Origin of the sequence: Mycobacterium sp. E183 (genome assembly GCF_001667735.1) — a bacterium.
GTDB lineage: Bacteria > Actinomycetota > Actinomycetes > Mycobacteriales > Mycobacteriaceae > Mycobacterium.
This window is the reverse complement of sequence record NZ_LZJN01000081.1, coordinates 1-17,069: the sequence shown is the minus strand read 5'-3', so window position 1 is coordinate 17,069 and position 17,069 is coordinate 1. Positions and strand designations below refer to the sequence as shown.

General features: G+C 66.6%; 15 protein-coding genes and 1 pseudogene. 2 read left to right on the top strand and 14 right to left on the bottom strand.

Features of this window, described 5'->3' with window-relative positions; genetic code table 11:
• Positions 1 to 444 (top strand): annotated as a pseudogene (locus A5691_RS27910) (LpqN/LpqT family lipoprotein); the annotation flags it as partial.
• A gap of 309 nt (positions 445 to 753) precedes the next feature.
• Positions 754 to 3,666 (top strand): leucine--tRNA ligase, encoded by a 2,913-nt coding sequence (gene leuS / locus A5691_RS08110; protein ID WP_067756345.1) that lies wholly within the window; start codon positions 754 to 756, stop codon positions 3,664 to 3,666.
• 12 nt (positions 3,667 to 3,678) lie between these two features.
• Here leuS and A5691_RS08105 read toward each other — a convergent pair whose 3' ends face one another.
• The 14 genes from A5691_RS08105 to A5691_RS08040 all read right to left on the bottom strand — a co-directional run.
• Positions 3,679 to 4,350 carry an SDR family oxidoreductase gene (locus A5691_RS08105; protein WP_067891991.1) on the bottom strand — a complete coding sequence of 224 codons (672 nt, stop codon included), beginning with the start codon at positions 4,348 to 4,350 and terminating at the stop codon, positions 3,679 to 3,681.
• Positions 4,351 to 4,398: 48 nt separating this feature from the next.
• Entirely contained in the window at positions 4,399 to 4,902 is a 504-nt protein-coding gene (locus A5691_RS08100; RefSeq protein ID WP_067756193.1) for a MarR family winged helix-turn-helix transcriptional regulator, read from the bottom strand.
• A gap of 72 nt (positions 4,903 to 4,974) precedes the next feature.
• Positions 4,975 to 5,709 (bottom strand): amino acid ABC transporter ATP-binding protein, encoded by a 735-nt coding sequence (locus A5691_RS08095; RefSeq protein ID WP_067756191.1) that lies wholly within the window; start codon positions 5,707 to 5,709, stop codon positions 4,975 to 4,977.
• Positions 5,710 to 5,711: 2 nt separating this feature from the next.
• On the bottom strand, positions 5,712 to 7,529 hold the full coding sequence (locus A5691_RS08090) for an ABC transporter substrate-binding protein/permease (protein WP_068016441.1): 1,818 nt from the start codon (positions 7,527 to 7,529) through the stop codon (positions 5,712 to 5,714).
• 50 nt (positions 7,530 to 7,579) lie between these two features.
• Complete coding sequence (locus A5691_RS08085; RefSeq protein WP_068016438.1) at positions 7,580 to 8,317, bottom strand: GntR family transcriptional regulator; 738 nt, start codon at positions 8,315 to 8,317, stop codon at positions 7,580 to 7,582.
• Positions 8,318 to 8,427: 110 nt separating this feature from the next.
• A complete protein-coding gene (locus A5691_RS08080) occupies positions 8,428 to 9,213 on the bottom strand; it encodes an LLM class F420-dependent oxidoreductase (RefSeq protein WP_067892001.1) in 786 nt (261 codons plus the stop codon).
• A gap of 15 nt (positions 9,214 to 9,228) precedes the next feature.
• Entirely contained in the window at positions 9,229 to 10,143 is a 915-nt protein-coding gene (locus tag A5691_RS08075) for an alpha/beta fold hydrolase (protein ID WP_068016434.1), read from the bottom strand.
• 21 nt (positions 10,144 to 10,164) lie between these two features.
• Positions 10,165 to 11,373, bottom strand: coding sequence for a DUF1214 domain-containing protein (locus tag A5691_RS08070; protein WP_068016429.1), 1,209 nt, complete (start codon positions 11,371 to 11,373; stop codon positions 10,165 to 10,167).
• A 2-nt stretch (positions 11,374 to 11,375) separates the two neighbouring features.
• Entirely contained in the window at positions 11,376 to 12,179 is an 804-nt protein-coding gene (locus A5691_RS08065; protein ID WP_067781180.1) for a sugar phosphate isomerase/epimerase, read from the bottom strand.
• Between the two features lies 1 nt (position 12,180).
• Positions 12,181 to 13,350, bottom strand: coding sequence for a sulfotransferase (locus A5691_RS08060; protein ID WP_068016476.1), 1,170 nt, complete (start codon positions 13,348 to 13,350; stop codon positions 12,181 to 12,183).
• Entirely contained in the window at positions 13,347 to 14,474 is a 1,128-nt protein-coding gene (locus A5691_RS08055) for an LLM class flavin-dependent oxidoreductase (protein ID WP_068016427.1), read from the bottom strand. The genes A5691_RS08060 and A5691_RS08055 overlap by 4 nt, the downstream gene beginning before the upstream one ends.
• A gap of 132 nt (positions 14,475 to 14,606) precedes the next feature.
• The gene (locus tag A5691_RS08050) at positions 14,607 to 15,704 is read right to left on the bottom strand and encodes an inositol-3-phosphate synthase (protein WP_067268555.1); all 1,098 of its coding nucleotides are present in this window, start codon (positions 15,702 to 15,704) and stop codon (positions 14,607 to 14,609) included.
• Positions 15,705 to 15,764: 60 nt separating this feature from the next.
• Positions 15,765 to 16,307 carry a PadR family transcriptional regulator gene (locus tag A5691_RS08045; RefSeq protein ID WP_003874738.1) on the bottom strand — a complete coding sequence of 181 codons (543 nt, stop codon included), beginning with the start codon at positions 16,305 to 16,307 and terminating at the stop codon, positions 15,765 to 15,767.
• Between the two features lie 157 nt (positions 16,308 to 16,464).
• Positions 16,465 to 17,069 (bottom strand): hypothetical protein (locus A5691_RS08040; protein ID WP_067781186.1); only part of this gene is annotated, 605 nt, incomplete at its 5' end.

Genomic DNA, 17,069 nt, shown 5'->3' with positions numbered 1-17,069 from the left:
TGTCAAGCAGCATGGCCTCACAATACGAGCCCGGCCGCCTCCGGAACGATCCGTGACTACCTCCAGTCGAAGGGAGTCAAGCTCGAGGCGCAGAAGCCCGAGGGGCTCAAGGCGCTCGACATCACCCTGCCGGTGCCGGCCCGCTGGACCCAGGTGCCCGACCCCAACGTGCCCGACGCGTTCGCGGTGATCGCCGACCGGCAAGGCAGCAGCATCTACACCTCGAATGCACAGGTGGTGGTGTACAAGCTGGTCGGCAACTTCGACCCCCGCGAGGCGATCAGCCACGGCTACGTCGACAGCCAGAAACTCCTGGCCTGGCAACCGACCAACGCCTCGATGGCCGATTTCGGCGGCTTCCCGTCGTCGATCGTCGAAGGCACGTACCGCGACGGCGACATGCTGCTGAACACCTCCCGGCGCCATGTCATCGCCACCTCCGGGAACGGGCGACGGGGCAGGAAGCACCGGGTCAGCTGACGCGTTGGCGCCCGTGACGACCGCCGTGGCGATCAGTCCGGCGACCATACCCCCGAGGAGCGCACGGCGGGCGGGGACGATCTCGATCATCTGCCTCGGTCCTTCCAATGGCGCACTGCCAGCAGGCTTGTCAGAGGCCGACTGTAACTACAGGTCAAAGGCCGTGAATAGGCTCGAAATCGACCTGGGATGAACCTCTGATCGGTGCGCAACGGAACCGAGACCATCCTGTGGCCCGGCGGGCGGGCCGGGGTTCCCTTATACCCTGTTCAGGTGACCGACTCCCCGACCACTGCGGCCGAGAGCAACCCCGGCGCCGTTCAGCCGGACTCCGACGCGCCGACGCATCGCTACACCGCGGCGCTGGCGGGCCGTATCGAAAGCACGTGGCAGGAGAACTGGGCCAAGCTCGGCACGTTCAACGTGCCCAACCCGGTCGGATCGTTGGCCCCGGCGGACGGCACCCCCGTTCCCGCCGACAAGTTGTTCGTGCAGGACATGTTTCCCTATCCCTCCGGGGAGGGGCTGCACGTCGGCCACCCGCTGGGCTACATCGCCACCGACGTCTACGCCCGTTACTTCCGGATGACCGGGCGCAACGTTCTGCACGCGTTGGGGTTCGACTCCTTCGGGCTGCCCGCCGAGCAATACGCCGTGCAAACCGGCACCCATCCGCGCACCCGCACCGAGGCCAACGTCGTGAACTTTCGCCGTCAGCTGGGCCGGCTGGGCCTCGGTCACGACAGCCGGCGCAGCTTTTCCACCACCGACGTCGAGTTCTACAAGTGGACGCAGTGGATCTTCCTGCAGATCTACAACGCCTGGTTCGACACCGCGGCCAACAAGGCCCGCCCGATCGCAGAGCTGATCGCGGAATTCGATTCCGGCGCAAGGCAGCTCGAAGACGGCCGCCAATGGTCTGCGTTGTCGGCGGGGGAGCGGGCCGACGTCATCGACAGCCATCGGTTGGTCTACCGGGCCGACTCGATGGTCAACTGGTGTCCGGGATTGGGCACGGTACTGGCCAACGAGGAGGTGACCGCCGACGGTCGCAGCGACCGCGGCAACTTCCCGGTGTTCCGGAAACGATTGCGGCAGTGGATGATGCGGATCACCGCCTATGCCGACCGGCTGCTCGACGACCTGGATCTGCTCGACTGGCCGGAACCGGTGAAAACCATGCAGCGCAACTGGATTGGCCGCTCCATCGGCACCCGGGCGCTGTTCTCGGCGCGCAACACCAGTGGCGAGACGGTCGACATCGAGGTTTTCACCACCCGGCCGGACACGATGTTCGGCGCCACCTACCTGGTGCTGGCTCCCGAGCATGACCTGGTCGACGGGCTGATTGCCGCCGGCTGGCCGGAGGGGACCGACCCGCGGTGGACCTACGGCGCCGCGACGCCGGCCCAGGCCGTCGCCGACTACCGGCAGGCGATCGCGGCGAAGTCGGATCTCGAGCGGCAGGAGAGCAAGGAGAAGACCGGCGTCTTCCTGGGCAGCTACGCGCGCAACCCCGCCAACGGCGAGCCGGTGCCGATCTTCATCGCCGACTACGTGTTGGCCGGATACGGGACCGGCGCCATCATGGCGGTTCCGGGCCACGATCAGCGCGACTGGGACTTCGCCCACCAGTTCGGCCTTCCCATCGTGGAAGTCATTGCCGGCGGTGATGTTTCGGAAGCCGCCTATCCCGGCGACGGCATGCTGGTCAACTCCGGCTACCTCGACGGGATGGACGTGCCGACGGCGAAGAAAGCGATCACCGCGCGTCTGGAGGCGGATGGCCGCGGCTGGGCCCGCATCGAATTCAAGCTTCGGGACTGGCTTTTCGCCCGGCAACGCTACTGGGGCGAGCCGTTCCCGATCGTGTACGACAGCGACGGTCGCGCTCATGCGCTCGACGAAGCCGCCCTGCCAGTCGAGCTGCCCGACGTGCCGGACTACTCGCCGGTGCTGTTCGACCCCGACGACGCCGACAGCGAGCCGTCACCTCCACTGGCCAAGGCCACCGAGTGGGTGCACGTGGAATTGGACCTCGGCAACGGCTTGCAGCCCTACACCCGCGACACCAACGTGATGCCGCAGTGGGCCGGCAGCTCCTGGTATGAACTGCGCTACACCGATCCCTACAACTCGGAACGGCTGTGCGCCAAGGAGAACGAAGCGTATTGGATGGGTCCGCGGCCCGACGAGCACGGCCCGCAGGACCCCGGCGGTGTCGACCTCTACGTCGGCGGCGCCGAACACGCGGTGCTGCACCTGCTGTATGCGCGGTTCTGGCACAAGGTCTTGTACGACCTGGGACACGTCAGCTCCAAGGAGCCCTACCGCCGCCTGGTAAACCAGGGCTACATCCAAGCCTTCGCCTACACCGACTCGCGAGGCTCGTATGTCCCCGCCGACGAGGTTGTCGAACGGGGCGGCCGCTTCTTCTACCCGGCTCCCGGCGGCGAGATCGAGGTCTTCCAGGAGTTCGGCAAAATTGGTAAGAGCCTGAAGAATTCGATATCTCCGGACGAGATTTGCGACGAGTACGGCGCGGACACGCTGCGGGTATACGAGATGTCGATGGGCCCCTTGGAAGCCTCCCGCCCCTGGGCCACCAAGGACGTCGTCGGGGCGCAACGCTTCCTGCAGCGTGTGTGGCGGCTGGTGGTGGACGAGCAGACCGGCGCTACACGGGTGGTCGATGTGGCCGGCCAACAAGAGCTCGACACCGAAACCTTGCGCGCGCTGCACCGCACCATCGCGGGAGTTTCGGAAGACTATGCGGCACTGCGGAATAACACCGCGGCGGCCAAACTGATCGAGTACACGAACCACCTGACCAAGGAGCACCGCGACGCGGTACCGCGCGCGGCGGTCGAGCCGCTGGTGCTGATGCTGGCGCCGCTGGCCCCGCACCTGGCCGAGGAACTGTGGCTGCGGCTTGGCCACACCACGTCGCTGGCGCATGGCCCGTTCCCGCAAGCCGATCCGGCCTACCTGGTCGACGACAGTGTCGAATACCCGGTCCAGGTCAACGGCAAGGTGCGGGGGCGCGTGGTGGTCGCCGCCGATGCCGACCAAGACACGCTGAAAGCCGCGGCGTTGTCGGACGAGAAGGTTCAGGCATTCCTGGCGGGCGCCAATCCGCGCAAAGTGATCGTCGTCCCGGGCCGGCTGGTCAACCTGGTCGTCTAGCGAGTAGCCGAGTCAATGGCCTGCGGGCCGCAGCACGACCTCGTGGACGTGGCCGTCTGGGGGAGTGGCCACCACATTGGCTACCGCGGCAGCGACCGTCTCTGGCTTGAGAAACTTAGCGGCGTCGTACGCGCCGCCCTCGAATGCGACGAGTTCGCGCTGCATTTCGGTGTCTGTGCGGCCGGGATAGACCGTGGTCACCCGCAGCTGCGGTTCGTCGGCCCGCAGTGAGTCGGCGAAGGCGCGCAACGCGAACTTGCTCGCCGAGTAGGAGGCCATCCCGGGCGAAACGTTGCGTCCCGCACCCGAATTGATGAAGATCACCTGTCCGCGGGCGCTCCGCAGGGCCGGCAGCAGCACCAGCGTAAGTTCCACCGGTCCAAGCACATTGACGGCGAAGGTGGCACGCCACTCATCCACGTTGGACTCCGCGACGTGACCGGGGAAGGACACGCCTGCGTTGTGCACCAGCACGTCGAGTTCATCCACGATCTCGCAGGTGGCCTCGATCTCGGAGGGGTCGGTCAGGTCCAGCGGGAAGGTCGTCGCGTCGAGCCGCTCCGCCACGGCGTCCAGCCGGTCGGACGGCCGACCGGCAAGCAGCAGGGTGTGGGTGGGGGCCAGCGCCGTGGCGATCGCGGCACCGATGCCGCCGCCTGCGCCTGTGATGAGTGCAGTGGGCATGCAAGATAGTCTACGGGTGCCAGGAAATCCGTTGTCTGGCAGGTGTTTTCACGCCTCTTTGGCTGCCGCGGGTTCGCCGGCGGGCCCCGGGGCCGGCTCGCCGCAGGCCAGCCGCTCCAGCGGAGCCAGCGCTTGCATCAGGGTGCCCAGATCGGCCGGGGGGAGCTGACTGAGCATCGCCGCCAGGGATGCGCGCCGGTTGGCCAGGGATTCGCCATGCACCGCCCGTCCGCGCGGAGTGATGTCGACCAGCACCGCACGCAGGTCGGACGGGTCGCGCGAGCGTTTCACCAGACCGAGCTTCTCCAGCCGGCGGATCGCCACCGTCGTGGTGGGAGTCCGCACCCGTTCATGGGCCGCCAGGTCGGTCATCCGAATCGGCCCCTGATCCAGCAAGGTGACCAGGATCGACAGTTGCGCCAGTGTCAGTTCTCCCGCGGCAGCGCCGCTCGGGTCCCCACGACGCAGAATCGAAAACAATTTGGACAGCGCACGGTGCAAACCTTCCGCAAGCTCGGTCACATCGGCCGCGGTGGATTCGCTGTCCGCCATAAACGGGGAGTCTAACGCGATATCAGGCGGGGACAAGCTAGCTAAGCCTACTAATTAGAACCGAGGGGACGGTCAAAGTACTTGGGACAAGAATCGCTGTAAACGTTCGGTCCGCGCGGCCTCGAAAATCTGCTCCGGGGGACCGGATTCCACGACCTTGCCCCTATCCATGAAGACGACCGTGTCGGATGCCGAGCGGGCGAAGCCCATTTCGTGGGTGACCACGATCATCGTCATGCCGTCGGCGCCGAGGTCGGCGATGAGTTGCAGAATCCCTTTCACCATTTCGGGATCCAGCGCGGAAGTGGCCTCGTCGAAGAACATCACTTGTGGCGACATGGCTAATGCGCGGGCGATCGCGACCCGTTGCTGCTGGCCGCCGGACAACATGCCCGGCCGCGCATCGGCCTTGTGCTTCAGGCCAACTCGCTCCAATTGGGCCAGGGCCAAGTGGCGGGCTTCGTCGGCGGGCAGGCGGTGCAACTTGCGGGGCGCCATCGCAACGTTCTTCAGGACACTCAGGTGCGGGAAGAGGTTGAAATGCTGGAACACCATGCCGATGCGCTGGCGGAGCTTGTTGGGATCGTCGCGCAATACCGACCGGCCGTCCAGCAGGATGTCGCCGCTGTCCGGTTCGTGCAGCCGGTTCAAGGTCCGCAGCAGCGTCGACTTGCCCGATCCGGACGGACCGATGACGGCGACGGTGGTGCCCGCAGGGGCCTCGAAATCCACACCGCGCAGCACCTTGTTGCCGCCTAGGGTCTGATGAATGTCTTTGGCGGACAGGGAGACCGGCGCGCGGCCCATGTTCACGTGATCTCCTGGCCGAACGTCGTGGTGAGCATGCCCGGAGTGTCGTCCGGATCGGGGGCGCGCCGCCCGCGGCGCAGACGCGCGTCGATGTAATTCACCAGATGCGTTAACGGAATGGTCAATATCAAATAGAAGAGGCCCGCGGCCACCAACGGCGACAGGCTCCCCGTCTGGGCATTCAAATCGCGGCCCACCTGGAAAAGCTCGCGCTGGTCGGCGATCAGGCCGAGGAAGTACACCAACGCGGAGGCCTTCAGCAGCCCGATGAATTGATTGACCAGTGCGGGCAGCACCCGCCGTATTCCCTGTGGCACCACCACGAGCCGCATCGCGGTCGTATAGCTGAAGCCCAGCGCCCTGGCGGCCTCCAACTGGCCAGGGTCCACGCTTTGGATTCCGGAGCGCAGGATTTCACCGATATAGGCGGCGGCCATCAATCCCAATGCCGCAATTCCCAGGGGATAGGGATTCTTGTTGGTCAGCCCGCCGACCAACGGCCCGACCCCCATTCCGATCAGCAGGATGATCACCACTTCGGGCAGGCCCCGGAAGATATCGGTGTACACCCGCGCCGGCCAGCGCAGCCAGCGCCGGTGCGAGATGCCCGCCATGGCCAGCACCATCCCGAGAGCGAGGCCGATCACGATGGCGCTGTTGGTCAGGATGAGCGTGTTGGGCAGCCCGGTCGTGAGCAGAACCGGGATGGCTCGTCGGTACATCTCCCAGTCGAAGAACGAATCGCGCAACTGCGCCAGGGTCGATTTGGGTGCAGCCGGTCCCGTCGCGGTGCGGTGCTGGCTCGCGGCGATCGCCGCGAAGTCGGGCAGGTTCGGGGCGGGCGCGGCTTTCGATCCGGGTTTCCACCCGGGCGGCAGCGTCCGCGGTACCCATTGGCAGTACAGCTTGGCCCAGGTGCCATCGGCGATCACCGCATCCAGTCCGGAATTCAGCGCGTCGATCAGCGGCTTGTTCTCTTTCGCGACCGCGTAGGCCACGAAATTGCCTGGGCTGAAAGTGTTCGCGACCGTGACGGCCGGATCGCCCGGGCGGATGACGGTCGAGGCGAGGGTTCCGGGCGCCACCCACGCATCGATCTGACGGGTCTTGAGACTGGCATACAGGGTGGCGAAGCCGGGGTACTTCACCGGTTGCAGATGCAGGGTGTCCACGACATAGGACTCCTCGACGGTGCCCTGGACCACGCCGATGCGCTGACCGGCCGCCAGGTCGCTGAACTTGTGGATCGGCGAGCCGGGCGGCACCACGAGGGAGTAGAAGCCGAAGTCGTAGCCGTTGGTGAACGCTACGGTCCGGCGGCGCTGGTCGGTCGCCTTCACCGATGCCGAGCCGACGTCGAAACGCCGGGACGCCACCTGAGCCAGCAGGGCGGAGAAGTCCGTGCTGACGAAGCGGAGCTGCAGATGCAGCTTGTCGGCGATGGCGCGCAGGAGCAAGTTGTCGAAGCCGCTGAATTCACCGGTCGGATTGATGCAGATGTTGGGCGGGGCGTCCGACAGGGTGCCCACCGTCAGCACGCCCGGTGTGCCGAGGCCGAGCGCGCCGACATCGACGGAGCTGAGCGGCTCGACGGAGTTGGTCGTGTCCCGGTCCTCCTGGGGGGTGGGCTGACTCTCGGTCAGATCTTTGGGCAGGGCCCTGGCGCTCTCCACGCCGGAGGGCGCGCACTGGTTCCAATCGGCAGCCGCGGGGGTGGCCGGGCCGCCTAATGCCATGCCGCACACCAACAGCGTCGTCGCGGCCAGTCCGAACGGCTTTCCGCGGCGCTGGGTGCTTCGGAACGCGCGGGCATTCATCCCTGCCACCGTATCGACCCGACGGCGGCTTCGTCGGGGGAGCGTCCCCTCTAGATCGCGAGTGGCTCGACGCCCACGGCTCCGGCGTCGGCGAGCACGTCGAGCGGTTCCGGCACCACCGGATCCACGTCGTCGGGTGGGGTGAACACCCGGCGCCGGGAAAGTTCGGCCAGCATGGTCTGTGCCATCAGATAGGAGCGGCCGACGCACGCGGCCCGGGCGGCCTCGGGGTCGCGCCGGTTGATCGCCGACGTCTCCTCTTCATAAAACGGGAGGATCTCTTCCCGGCTGCCTTGATAGATCAGCCAGAACACCCGGGGCACCAGGTTCTGCGAGGCGCGGATCGTGGCGTGTAACCGCGGCCCGGCGTATTCGTCGTTGATCGTGCGCCGGTATTCCGCCGCGATGTCGCAGAAGGCCCGCGAATCCTTGGCGGCGCGCAGCGATCGCATCAACGCGTCCAGCTGACCCAGGATCCGCGGAGTCGGACTCGTGGCCGCTCGCGCGGAGGCGATGCCGTTGAGCAGGCCCTCGAGTTCGTGATGCTCGAGGACGGTCGCTTCGTCGAATCGCTCCACGAACGCCCCCCGGTGGTAGCGGGTGGAGACAATGCCGTCGTGTTCGAGTTGCACCAACGCCTCTTGAATGGGAACGCGGCTCACGCCCAGGCCGAGCGCGATCTCATTGCGATCGACGCGGTCGCCGCTGCGCAGCTTTCCCGTCAGCAAGAGGTGCAGGATGTGCGAAACAACCAGGTCCTTTTCTTTGACCCCGTATTTCTTCGGCATGCGTTGTTGAGTCTCTTTCAAACCCGGTTCGGCCAACTAGCGCGAGAAGTTTCTCACGAGTTGGCTCGTATTTTCCGGCGTTTGACGGAGGAATCTTGCGGCGAAAGGCCTTAACGACCATCGCGCCACCGGCACAGCGCTTCCGCCGCGCTTAGGTCGTAATCCGGACCGTCACACCCCACCGTCAGCAGCGTCACGCCGAGGTCGACGAGCCTTTCGGCATTCTCGACCAGCGCGCCGCGGACCTGAACGGCGGCCGAGCGTTCGATGCTGGCCGGGTCGCGGCCGACGTCGGCGCAGTGCCGGGTCAACACATCGGACTTCGCCGGGAACTCGTCGGCGGAAGTGAAGCTGTGCCACATGTCGGCGTACTCGGCGACCAGCCGCAGCGTCTTCCGCTCGCCGCCGCCACCGATCAGGATCGGGATGTCGCGGGTCGGCAGCGGATTCAGCTTGGCCAGCCGCGCCTTGATCCGGGGAAGCGCGCCGGCGAGATCGTCCAGACGGCTGCCGGCGGTGCCGAACTCATAGCCGTATTCGTCGTAGTCCTTCTGCTTCCAGCCCGAGCCGATCCCCAGCACGAGCCGGCCGCCGCAGATGTGGTCGACGGTCCGGGCCATGTCGGCCAGCAGTTCGGGATTTCGGTAGGAATTGCAGGTGACCAGCGCGCCGATCTGAATGCGCGAGGTCTGTTCGGCCCAGGCCCCGAGCATGGTCCAGCATTCGAAATGCGCGCCGTCGGGATCCCCGTAGAGGGGGAAGAAGTGGTCCCAGTTGAACGCGATGTCGACCCCGATGTCCTCGCAGCGGCGCACGGCATCGCGGATTTGGCGGTACTGGGGCGCGTGCTGAGGTTGTAGTTGCACACCGATGCGGACGGGCAGATCAGAAGTCATGTGCCCACCGTAGGCTCACCGCGCGTCGAGCACCCCGCGCAGCAGCTCGATCAGGGCCAGCGGCTGGTCGCTTTGCACGGAGTGCCCGGAGTTGGCCACAACGTGCGCGGTTCGGAAATGTCTTGTGCGACGGCTTAATTCCGCGGCATCGTCGTCGCTGACGAATCCCGAGTTGCCGCCGCGGATGAGGGTGATGGGTGCAGAAAGCCTGTCCACGTCCTCCCACAGGACGTCGAAGTCGGGGAACTTGCGGATGGCGTCGTAGCGCCACGTCCAGTTGCCGTTTTCCAGCCGGCGCGAGTTGTGAAAGACGCCGCGGCGCAGCGCCTTCACCTCGCGATGCGGGGCCGCGGCGATCGTCAAATCCAGCATGGCCTGGAAGCTGGGGAATTCGCGTTCGCCGTGCATGAGCGCCACGGTGCCCTGTTGTTCCTTGGTCATCTCCGAGTGCCGCTGCAGCGCCGACGGGGTGACGTCGATCAGGACGAGTTCGTTCACCAGTTCCGGTGCCACGGCGGCCAGCCGTATCGCGGTCAACCCACCCAGCGACATGCCCACGACAAGATCGGCGCTGGGAGCGTGCTCGCGCACCGCGGGCAGCAAGGCGTCGGCGTTCAGCTGCGGCGAGTAGTCGCCGTCCTCGCGCCATGCCGAATGGCCGTGCCCGGGCAGATCCACGGCCAGTGCGGGTTCGCCCAGGCCGACGATGACGGTGTCCCAGGTGTGGGCGTTCTGGCCGCCGCCGTGCAAGAAGACGACCCGCGGGGCAGTACCACCCCACCGCAACGCGCTGATCGTGTCCTCACCGGCGCCCGTCCCCACGCGTTGCACGTCCGGCAGCGGGCCGGTGACACCGGCTTGCTCGGCATTTTCGGATAACAGCGAGAACTCGTCGAGCCCGTCGAGTTCGTCTTCGGAGATTTCGGCCACGACCTAAAACTAGCTTCTCGTCTACAGGAGGTAACGACGGCGGATGCCGCGAAAGCGCTCCCACATCGCCGCCGCGCGCTCGGCGGCGCTCACCATCGCGGTGTCTGCCGGCAGGGCGGCGAGCAGTTCGTCGTGCTTGACGACTTGGGTGTTCAGCGCGGCCGGTGCGCCCTCGAGCATGTGCCGGTAGGTCAGGTTGCCGCACGCGAAGCCCTGGGTGTCGATCCAGTTGTGCACGCCCGGATCACGATGCGCCATGACGAGACGGATGCGGCCGTCTGCGTCGGTCTTCGTGCGGCTCGGCGTGTAGCTCACCGGCCGGTACAGGTAATCCATGCTGTTGAAAAAGACGCCCATATTGGTCAGCATCCACAATCCGGCGTGGGCGCCGAATTCGAGGATCAGCGCCTCGTCGTCCGCGAGTTCCCAATACATGTTGGCGGCGGCCCGGCCGCGCCTGGCGTCGGCGTCGGTCGCGTCGACTTGCGGAAAGGAGTTGGGGCGGTTGGGGTCGACGCCGCCGTAGGTGAAGGGGAACTCGGGCCAGTCCGCCATCAGGCCAGTGACGAAGTCGCCGGCCCAGCGCATCGCCTCGACCATCTCGGGCGTCGACGGCAACGGCTTGGGGTAGTCCATGTCGATTCGTTCGATGCGAACCTGCGCGGGCAGCTCGTCCCAGCGGTCGAAACCCTGGCGAATGAACAGTTTCCGCGAGCCGGTAGTGGTGGGCAGCCAGTTCGGCCCGCGCTCGGGTCCGCCGATGTAAAGCTCGATTTCCCCGCCATCGCCGACCTGAAGCTGATGACCGAGCAGGTTGGCCTCCGGTATGTCACCGAACGGCTCGTGCAGCACGCCCGGGCCAGACGTACGTGGCCCCTGAACCGTGACGTTGAAAAACCTTGCAGTGCCACGCGTCCCGACGAGGCGGTAGGTCGACCGCCCGTCGATCCACGCCTGCTGGTAAGTAAAGTCGGCGCAGTCGCCGCCCAGCTTGCGGGTCGGGCCGCAGAAGGTGTGCAGCACCGGGTAGCGGGTGTCACGCGTTTCGAGCGCCAGATCGAAGGCCTGGCCGAGATTTTGGGTGAGGAACCGGTAGGCGTCGACCCGATGGGCGCCCGACACCGGGTTGGCCTGCTTGAAGGCCTGCTCGCCCGCTCGCTGCAGCCGCGCGCAGAATTCCGTCCAGGCCTGCTGCAGCGCCGCGTCGTCGGGCCCGTCGCCGAAGGCCATGCTCACGCACCGAGCCTCTCGAGCATCGCGCTGACGACTACGCATGCGCGTTGCGCGGCTTCCAGGTGTCCCTCCCGGTCGATGCGGGGACCGATCAGTTCCAGGTCGAAACCGTGGGAGTAGCCGCCGGTTAGCGCCTGGGCGACGATGGCTTCCAGCGGGATCGTTCCGTCGCCCGGTACCGCCCTGGCCGGTAGCGCCCGGTCGCCGAGCACATAGTCGCTCAGCTGGATCAGCGCCGTCCGCGGTAGGGCCCGCTGCACCATCGCCTCCAAATCCCCCTCCGCCCAACAGTGAAACACGTCGATGCATACACTCAGGTCGGCCATCTCGGCCAGCGTGACGGCGTCGCGCAGCGTGTGGGCCAGGTGGATGTCGGCGTACAGGCTTGACGCATTCTCGATGGCCAGCGCCACCCCGGCCGCCTTGGCCTGACTCGCGCAGGGGCCGACCATCGCGCAAAAGCGGTCCGCGGCCTGAGCCCAGGTGAGGTCACCGCGCCCGCCGGTGAGCAGGTAGACGGTGCGGGCCCCGACGGCGGCGGCCGCGTCGATCACGGCGGACAGCGCGTCACGGGCGGCGTGCGGTTCGCCGGACAGCTTGCCGCCGGCGAACAGGTGATAGACGGCTTCGACCGAATATGCGTTGCCGTGGAGCAACATCGGGAAGTGCGGCTCCAGCAGCTGGGCGTCCAGGATGCTGAGCCGGGACACGCCGAGTGCCGCCCAATGAGCTTCCAGTTCGGCCAGCGACTCGCCTTGGAAGGTGACGTTGTGCACCGACAGGCGGTGGTGCGGACCGGTCATGTCAGGCGCGGCTCTCGATGGCGACACCGAATCGCTCTCGAAAAGGCCGGAATTCGGCGTGCAGCGCCTCCAGGTCCTCGCCGATGTCGGTCAGCAACTGGGTGGAGTAGCGGAATTTGCCGTAGCGGTCGCCCCGGTTGTCGGCCAGGTAGGCGCGCATTGTCGCTTCGGCGTCGTCCGACAGCTCGCGACCGCAGAACTCGTAGTAGCGCCGAACGGTGCCGATGTGGTCGCCGACGAAGTCGGCGTAGCGCACGTGCAAGATGCGGGGATCGTCGACCAACGGATTGCTCATCGTGTTGGCAATGCTGGCCCGAGTCATCTCGAGGTGCTTCTTCGCTTCGGCGTGCAGGTCGACCGGACCGACGATGCCTTCGGCGATGTCGGCCATCATCATGGTGCGCGACGCGGCGACTTGGACGGGGTCGCGGTGTAGCCACATCAGGTGTGCGTCGGGATAGGTGTCGAAGAGTTCCTTGAGGCGGAAGCCGTGAAAGCCCTTCAGCACCCAGTATTTTCGGGCCCGACGGTATTGCAGCTGTTGCAGCATGGCCTTGTGCAGCCGGTATTGCGCCGCCGGATCGGTGGCCAACCCGCCGACCAGCGACTGCATCGGCACGCGCCACCAGGCCGTCGGCGTCATCACCCGGAAGTCGAACGCCCAGGTGCGCTCGTCCTCGGGCAGGCCGTCGCCCAGCATGTCGTTGTACGGGTGGCTGTGCAGCCACTTGGGCATCTTGGCGTTGATCTCGCGCCAGTCCGCGTCGGCCCGTTCCCTGCGGTCGTCGCCGGGGCCGGCCAGACCCGGCGGTGGTGACGGATACATCACCTCCCAGAAGCGCAGCGCCCGAGCGCGCGGGTCGACGGACATCAGGGCGTGCATGAGCGTTGTGCCCGAACGGGGTTCGCCGGTGACGAACATCGGCCCGTCGATCACCTCGTCGGCGATCGGGTAGCGGATGCGGTCTTCGATGAATTCGAGCCGCGACGTCAGCAGCCATCGACACACCTGTGCCGCCTGCCGGTTGCCCTCGGCGTCCATGCCGAGGCGGTTGAGATGGTCGACCGCGACGGTGAAGCGTTGCGGCAAGGTGGGATCGCCATAGTCGCGCAGTCCGGTTTCGGTCTCCGCGTCGGCGAGCAGCTGGGCGGCGTCCAGGGACATCGTCACACCCGCCCGCCGCACAGCCGCATCAGTTCGTCTTCGGTGGCGCGCACGTTGGCGGCCGAAGCCTCGGCGTAGCTCAGGCCGGCCATCGCGCCGTAGTCCAGGATCTTGGGTACGCGCAGTCCCGCGTCGACGTACGTCTTGACGATCTTGGCCACCTGCGTCGGCGTCCCGTGCGGGACGGCGGCCAGCACCATCTCGGGCCGCGCTTTGGCGAGGAATTCCAGGATCCGTTCGCGGGTGAGCACCGCCGGGTCGATGTCTTGAAATCCCCGCCACCGATCGCCCATCGGGTGGTCGAACCCGAAGCCGCGCAGCGTTTCCGCCGACACTTGCAGCAGGAACGCCTTGACCAGGGGTGCTTGGAGGATCTCGGCGAGGGCGTTCTCGTCCTCGCCGATCAGACATACCTGAATGAAGCACGGTGTGATCGCCTGCGGATCACGGCCGACGCGTTCGGCGGATCTCCTTACCGCACAGAGCATTTCGGCATAGTGTTCTGGTGTCCAGGCGCCGGCGGGCCACCAGCCGTCCGCGTGCCGGCCTGCGACGTCCAGCATCCGCGGGCCGCTGGCGCCGATCCAGATCTGCGGCGGCCGGCCCGCGTAGGGTTCGGCGTCCAGCCGCGCATGGCGCAGCGAGTAGAACTGCCCGTCGAAATCGACCGGGCCGTCGCTGTCCCAGAGCAGCCGGATCACCGTGAGGGCTTCTTCGAAGCGGCTGACCGGCCGGGAGAAGTCGAAGCCGTAGGGCAGGGTGTTCTCGCTCTCACCGCTGCCCAGGCCGAGGATGAAACGGCCCTTGGCGAGGTGGTCGATCGTGAGCGCCGTCTGGGCCAGCAGGCTGGGGTGGCGGCGCACCGTGTCGACGACGGCGCTCACGATCGGCACGTTCTCCGTCAGGACGGCGGCCGCGGCGGCTACCGCCAGCCCGTCGAGGTGGCGGTGCGGCGACGGGGAAGCGGTGGCCAGGTCGGTGAACTCGGGGGTCCAGATCGAGTCAGGCAAGAAGCTGACCATGTGGTCGGGCAGCCAGATCGAGTGGTACCGGCCGCTGTCCAGCTCCTCCAGCCGGGACAGGTCCAGCGGGAGGGTCGTGCGCAGGAATGCGGCGGGTTGCACAGCCATCGAGAGATGATGCTAAGCACTCGCACAGCGAAGTGGGGAGGAAATGGCTCCAGCGGCCGCGAGCGCAACGCCGTGGCGAATTCCGAAGGGGGAAGGCGCCGTGACGTTACGCCCGCGGGTTAAGCAGACCTCTTAGCCCTCGATGATGAACTCTTCGAGCTGCGCGCGCGCGACGTCGTCGGGCAGCTGCTGCGGCGGGCTCTTCATCAGGTAGGCCGACGCCGGGATCACCGGGCCGCCGATGCCGCGGTCCTTGGCGATCTTGGCCGCCCGGACCGCGTCGATGATGACGCCCGCCGAGTTCGGCGAGTCCCACACCTCGAGCTTGTACTCCAGGTTCAGCGGCACGTCACCGAACGCGCGACCCTCCAGCCGCACATAGGCCCACTTGCGGTCGTCGAGCCAGCCGACGTGGTCGGACGGGCCGATGTGCACATCCTTGGTCTTGAACTCGCGTTGCAGGTTGGAGGTGACGGCCTGCGTCTTGGAGATCTTCTTGGACTCCAGCCGCTCACGCTCGAGCATGTTGAGGAAGTCCATGTTGCCGCCGACGTTGAGCTGCATGGTGCGGTCCAACTGCACGCCGCGGTCCTCGAACAGCTTGGCCATCACCCGGTGGGTGATGGTGGCGCCGACCTGGCTCTTGATGTCGTCGCCCACGATCGGCACGCCCGCGTCGGCGAACTTCTTGGCCCATACCGGGTCCGAGGCGATGAACACCGGCAGCGCGTTGACGAACGCCACACCCGCGTCGATGGCGCACTGCGCGTAGAACTTGTCGGCCTCTTCCGAACCGACGGGCAGGTAGGACACCAGCACGTCGACCTCGGCGTCCTTGAGCGCCTTGACCACATCGACCGGCTCGACGTCCGAGAGCTCGATGGTGTCGGCGTAGTACTTGCCGATGCCGTCCAGCGTGGGGCCGCGCTGCACCACCACGTTGGTGGGCGGCACGTCGGCGATCTTGATCGTGTTGTTCTCCGAGGCGAAGATCGCGTCGGAGAGGTCGAAGCCGACCTTCTTGGCGTCCACGTCGAAGGCGGCGACGAACTTGACGTCGCGCACGTGGTACTGGCCGAACTTGACGTGCATCAGACCGGGCACAGTGCTGTTCTCGTCGGCGTTCTGGTAGTACTCGACGCCCTGTACCAGCGAAGACGCGCAGTTACCGACGCCGACAATGGCGACTCGTACCTCCGTCGACGCGATTGGCGCGTTCTGGTCACTCATAAGGGCGTTCTCCTAACTCGATAACTCTGTGTCGCAGCTGATGAATTTCGTGCAGGGGTTTTACGTCTGCTCGGAGAGGCCGGGCATCGCCCGCTCCGCAGCAATGAGCTCGTTGAGCCACTTCACTTCGCGCTCGCTGGACTCGAGCCCCAGCTGGTGAAGTTGGCGGGTGTAGCGATCGAACGAGCTGCTGGCCCGCGCCACGGCTTCGCGCAGGCCTTCGCGCCGCTCCTCAACCTGACGGCGGCGACCCTCCAGGATGCGCATGCGCGCCTCCGCCGGAGTCCGGTTGAAGAATGCCAGGTGCACCCCGAAGCCGTCGTCCGTGTAGTTGTGCGGACCGGTGTCGGCCACCAGCTCACCGAACCGACGTCGTCCTTCGTCGGTTAGCTGGTAGACGCGCCGCGCCCGACGGACCGGCGTGCCGGCCGGGGCGGCGTCTTCGGCGATCAAGCCTTCGGCCTGCATCCGCCGGAGGGCGGGGTACAGCGAACCGTACGAGAACGCACGGAACGCGCCGAGGAGACCGGTCAACCTTTTGCGCAACTCGTACCCATGCATCGGCGATTCGATCAGCAGGCCCAGGATGGCGAGCTCAAGCATCGAATCACCTCCTTTGCACGGCCGGTTACGACGGTTCGACGCCTCGCGTCATCGTATCGTCTCGATATATTCGCCACAACACCACCGGTTGTTAGTCGGCTATTAGTCCGGGTGCGCGGAATCGAATCGCGCCGGCAGCGGGGCCGGATCGCGGCGGTTAAGACGGCAGATTCAGTTGCTTCACGGTGCCGTCACCTGCGAAGACGATGTAGCCACCACCGTAGTCGCTGGAGACGTACAGCGACAACGACAGGGCGCCGGGGGTGGTCGGGTCGGTCGCCGGCTCGATGTTGAGGTATTCGGTCTTGACGTCCGACGGCTTCATGTGGAGGGTCTGCGGGGCTCCGCGCATGATGCCCACCGTCGCCGTGACGTCGAACTTGCTCAGGTCCACCGGAAAGGGCCCGTCCGCGGAACTCTTGGCGGAGCTCGTCGGGTCGCCCCAGCCGCCGCGGTAGCTGTAGGCCAACACGCGGCGATCGTCGGAGGGATCGGGCCGGTCGAGCACCGCGTACGTCGGATAGATCACCAGCCGGTAGCCCATCGCGTCGCCGAAGCGTTTGCGTGTTTGCTCGAGCAGTCCCGTCAGGCCGCCGACCGAGTGCAGTTGGGTGGGCGGGGTCAGCACGACGGCGGCGACTCCGTCGGGCTTGGCCCCGGGGTCCGTGGTGAAGTCCAGCGGCGACTTGGTGTTGCCGTACATGCCCCACCCGATGCCGATGCCCAGCAGTACCGACACGACGAACGCGGCGGCGAGCACCC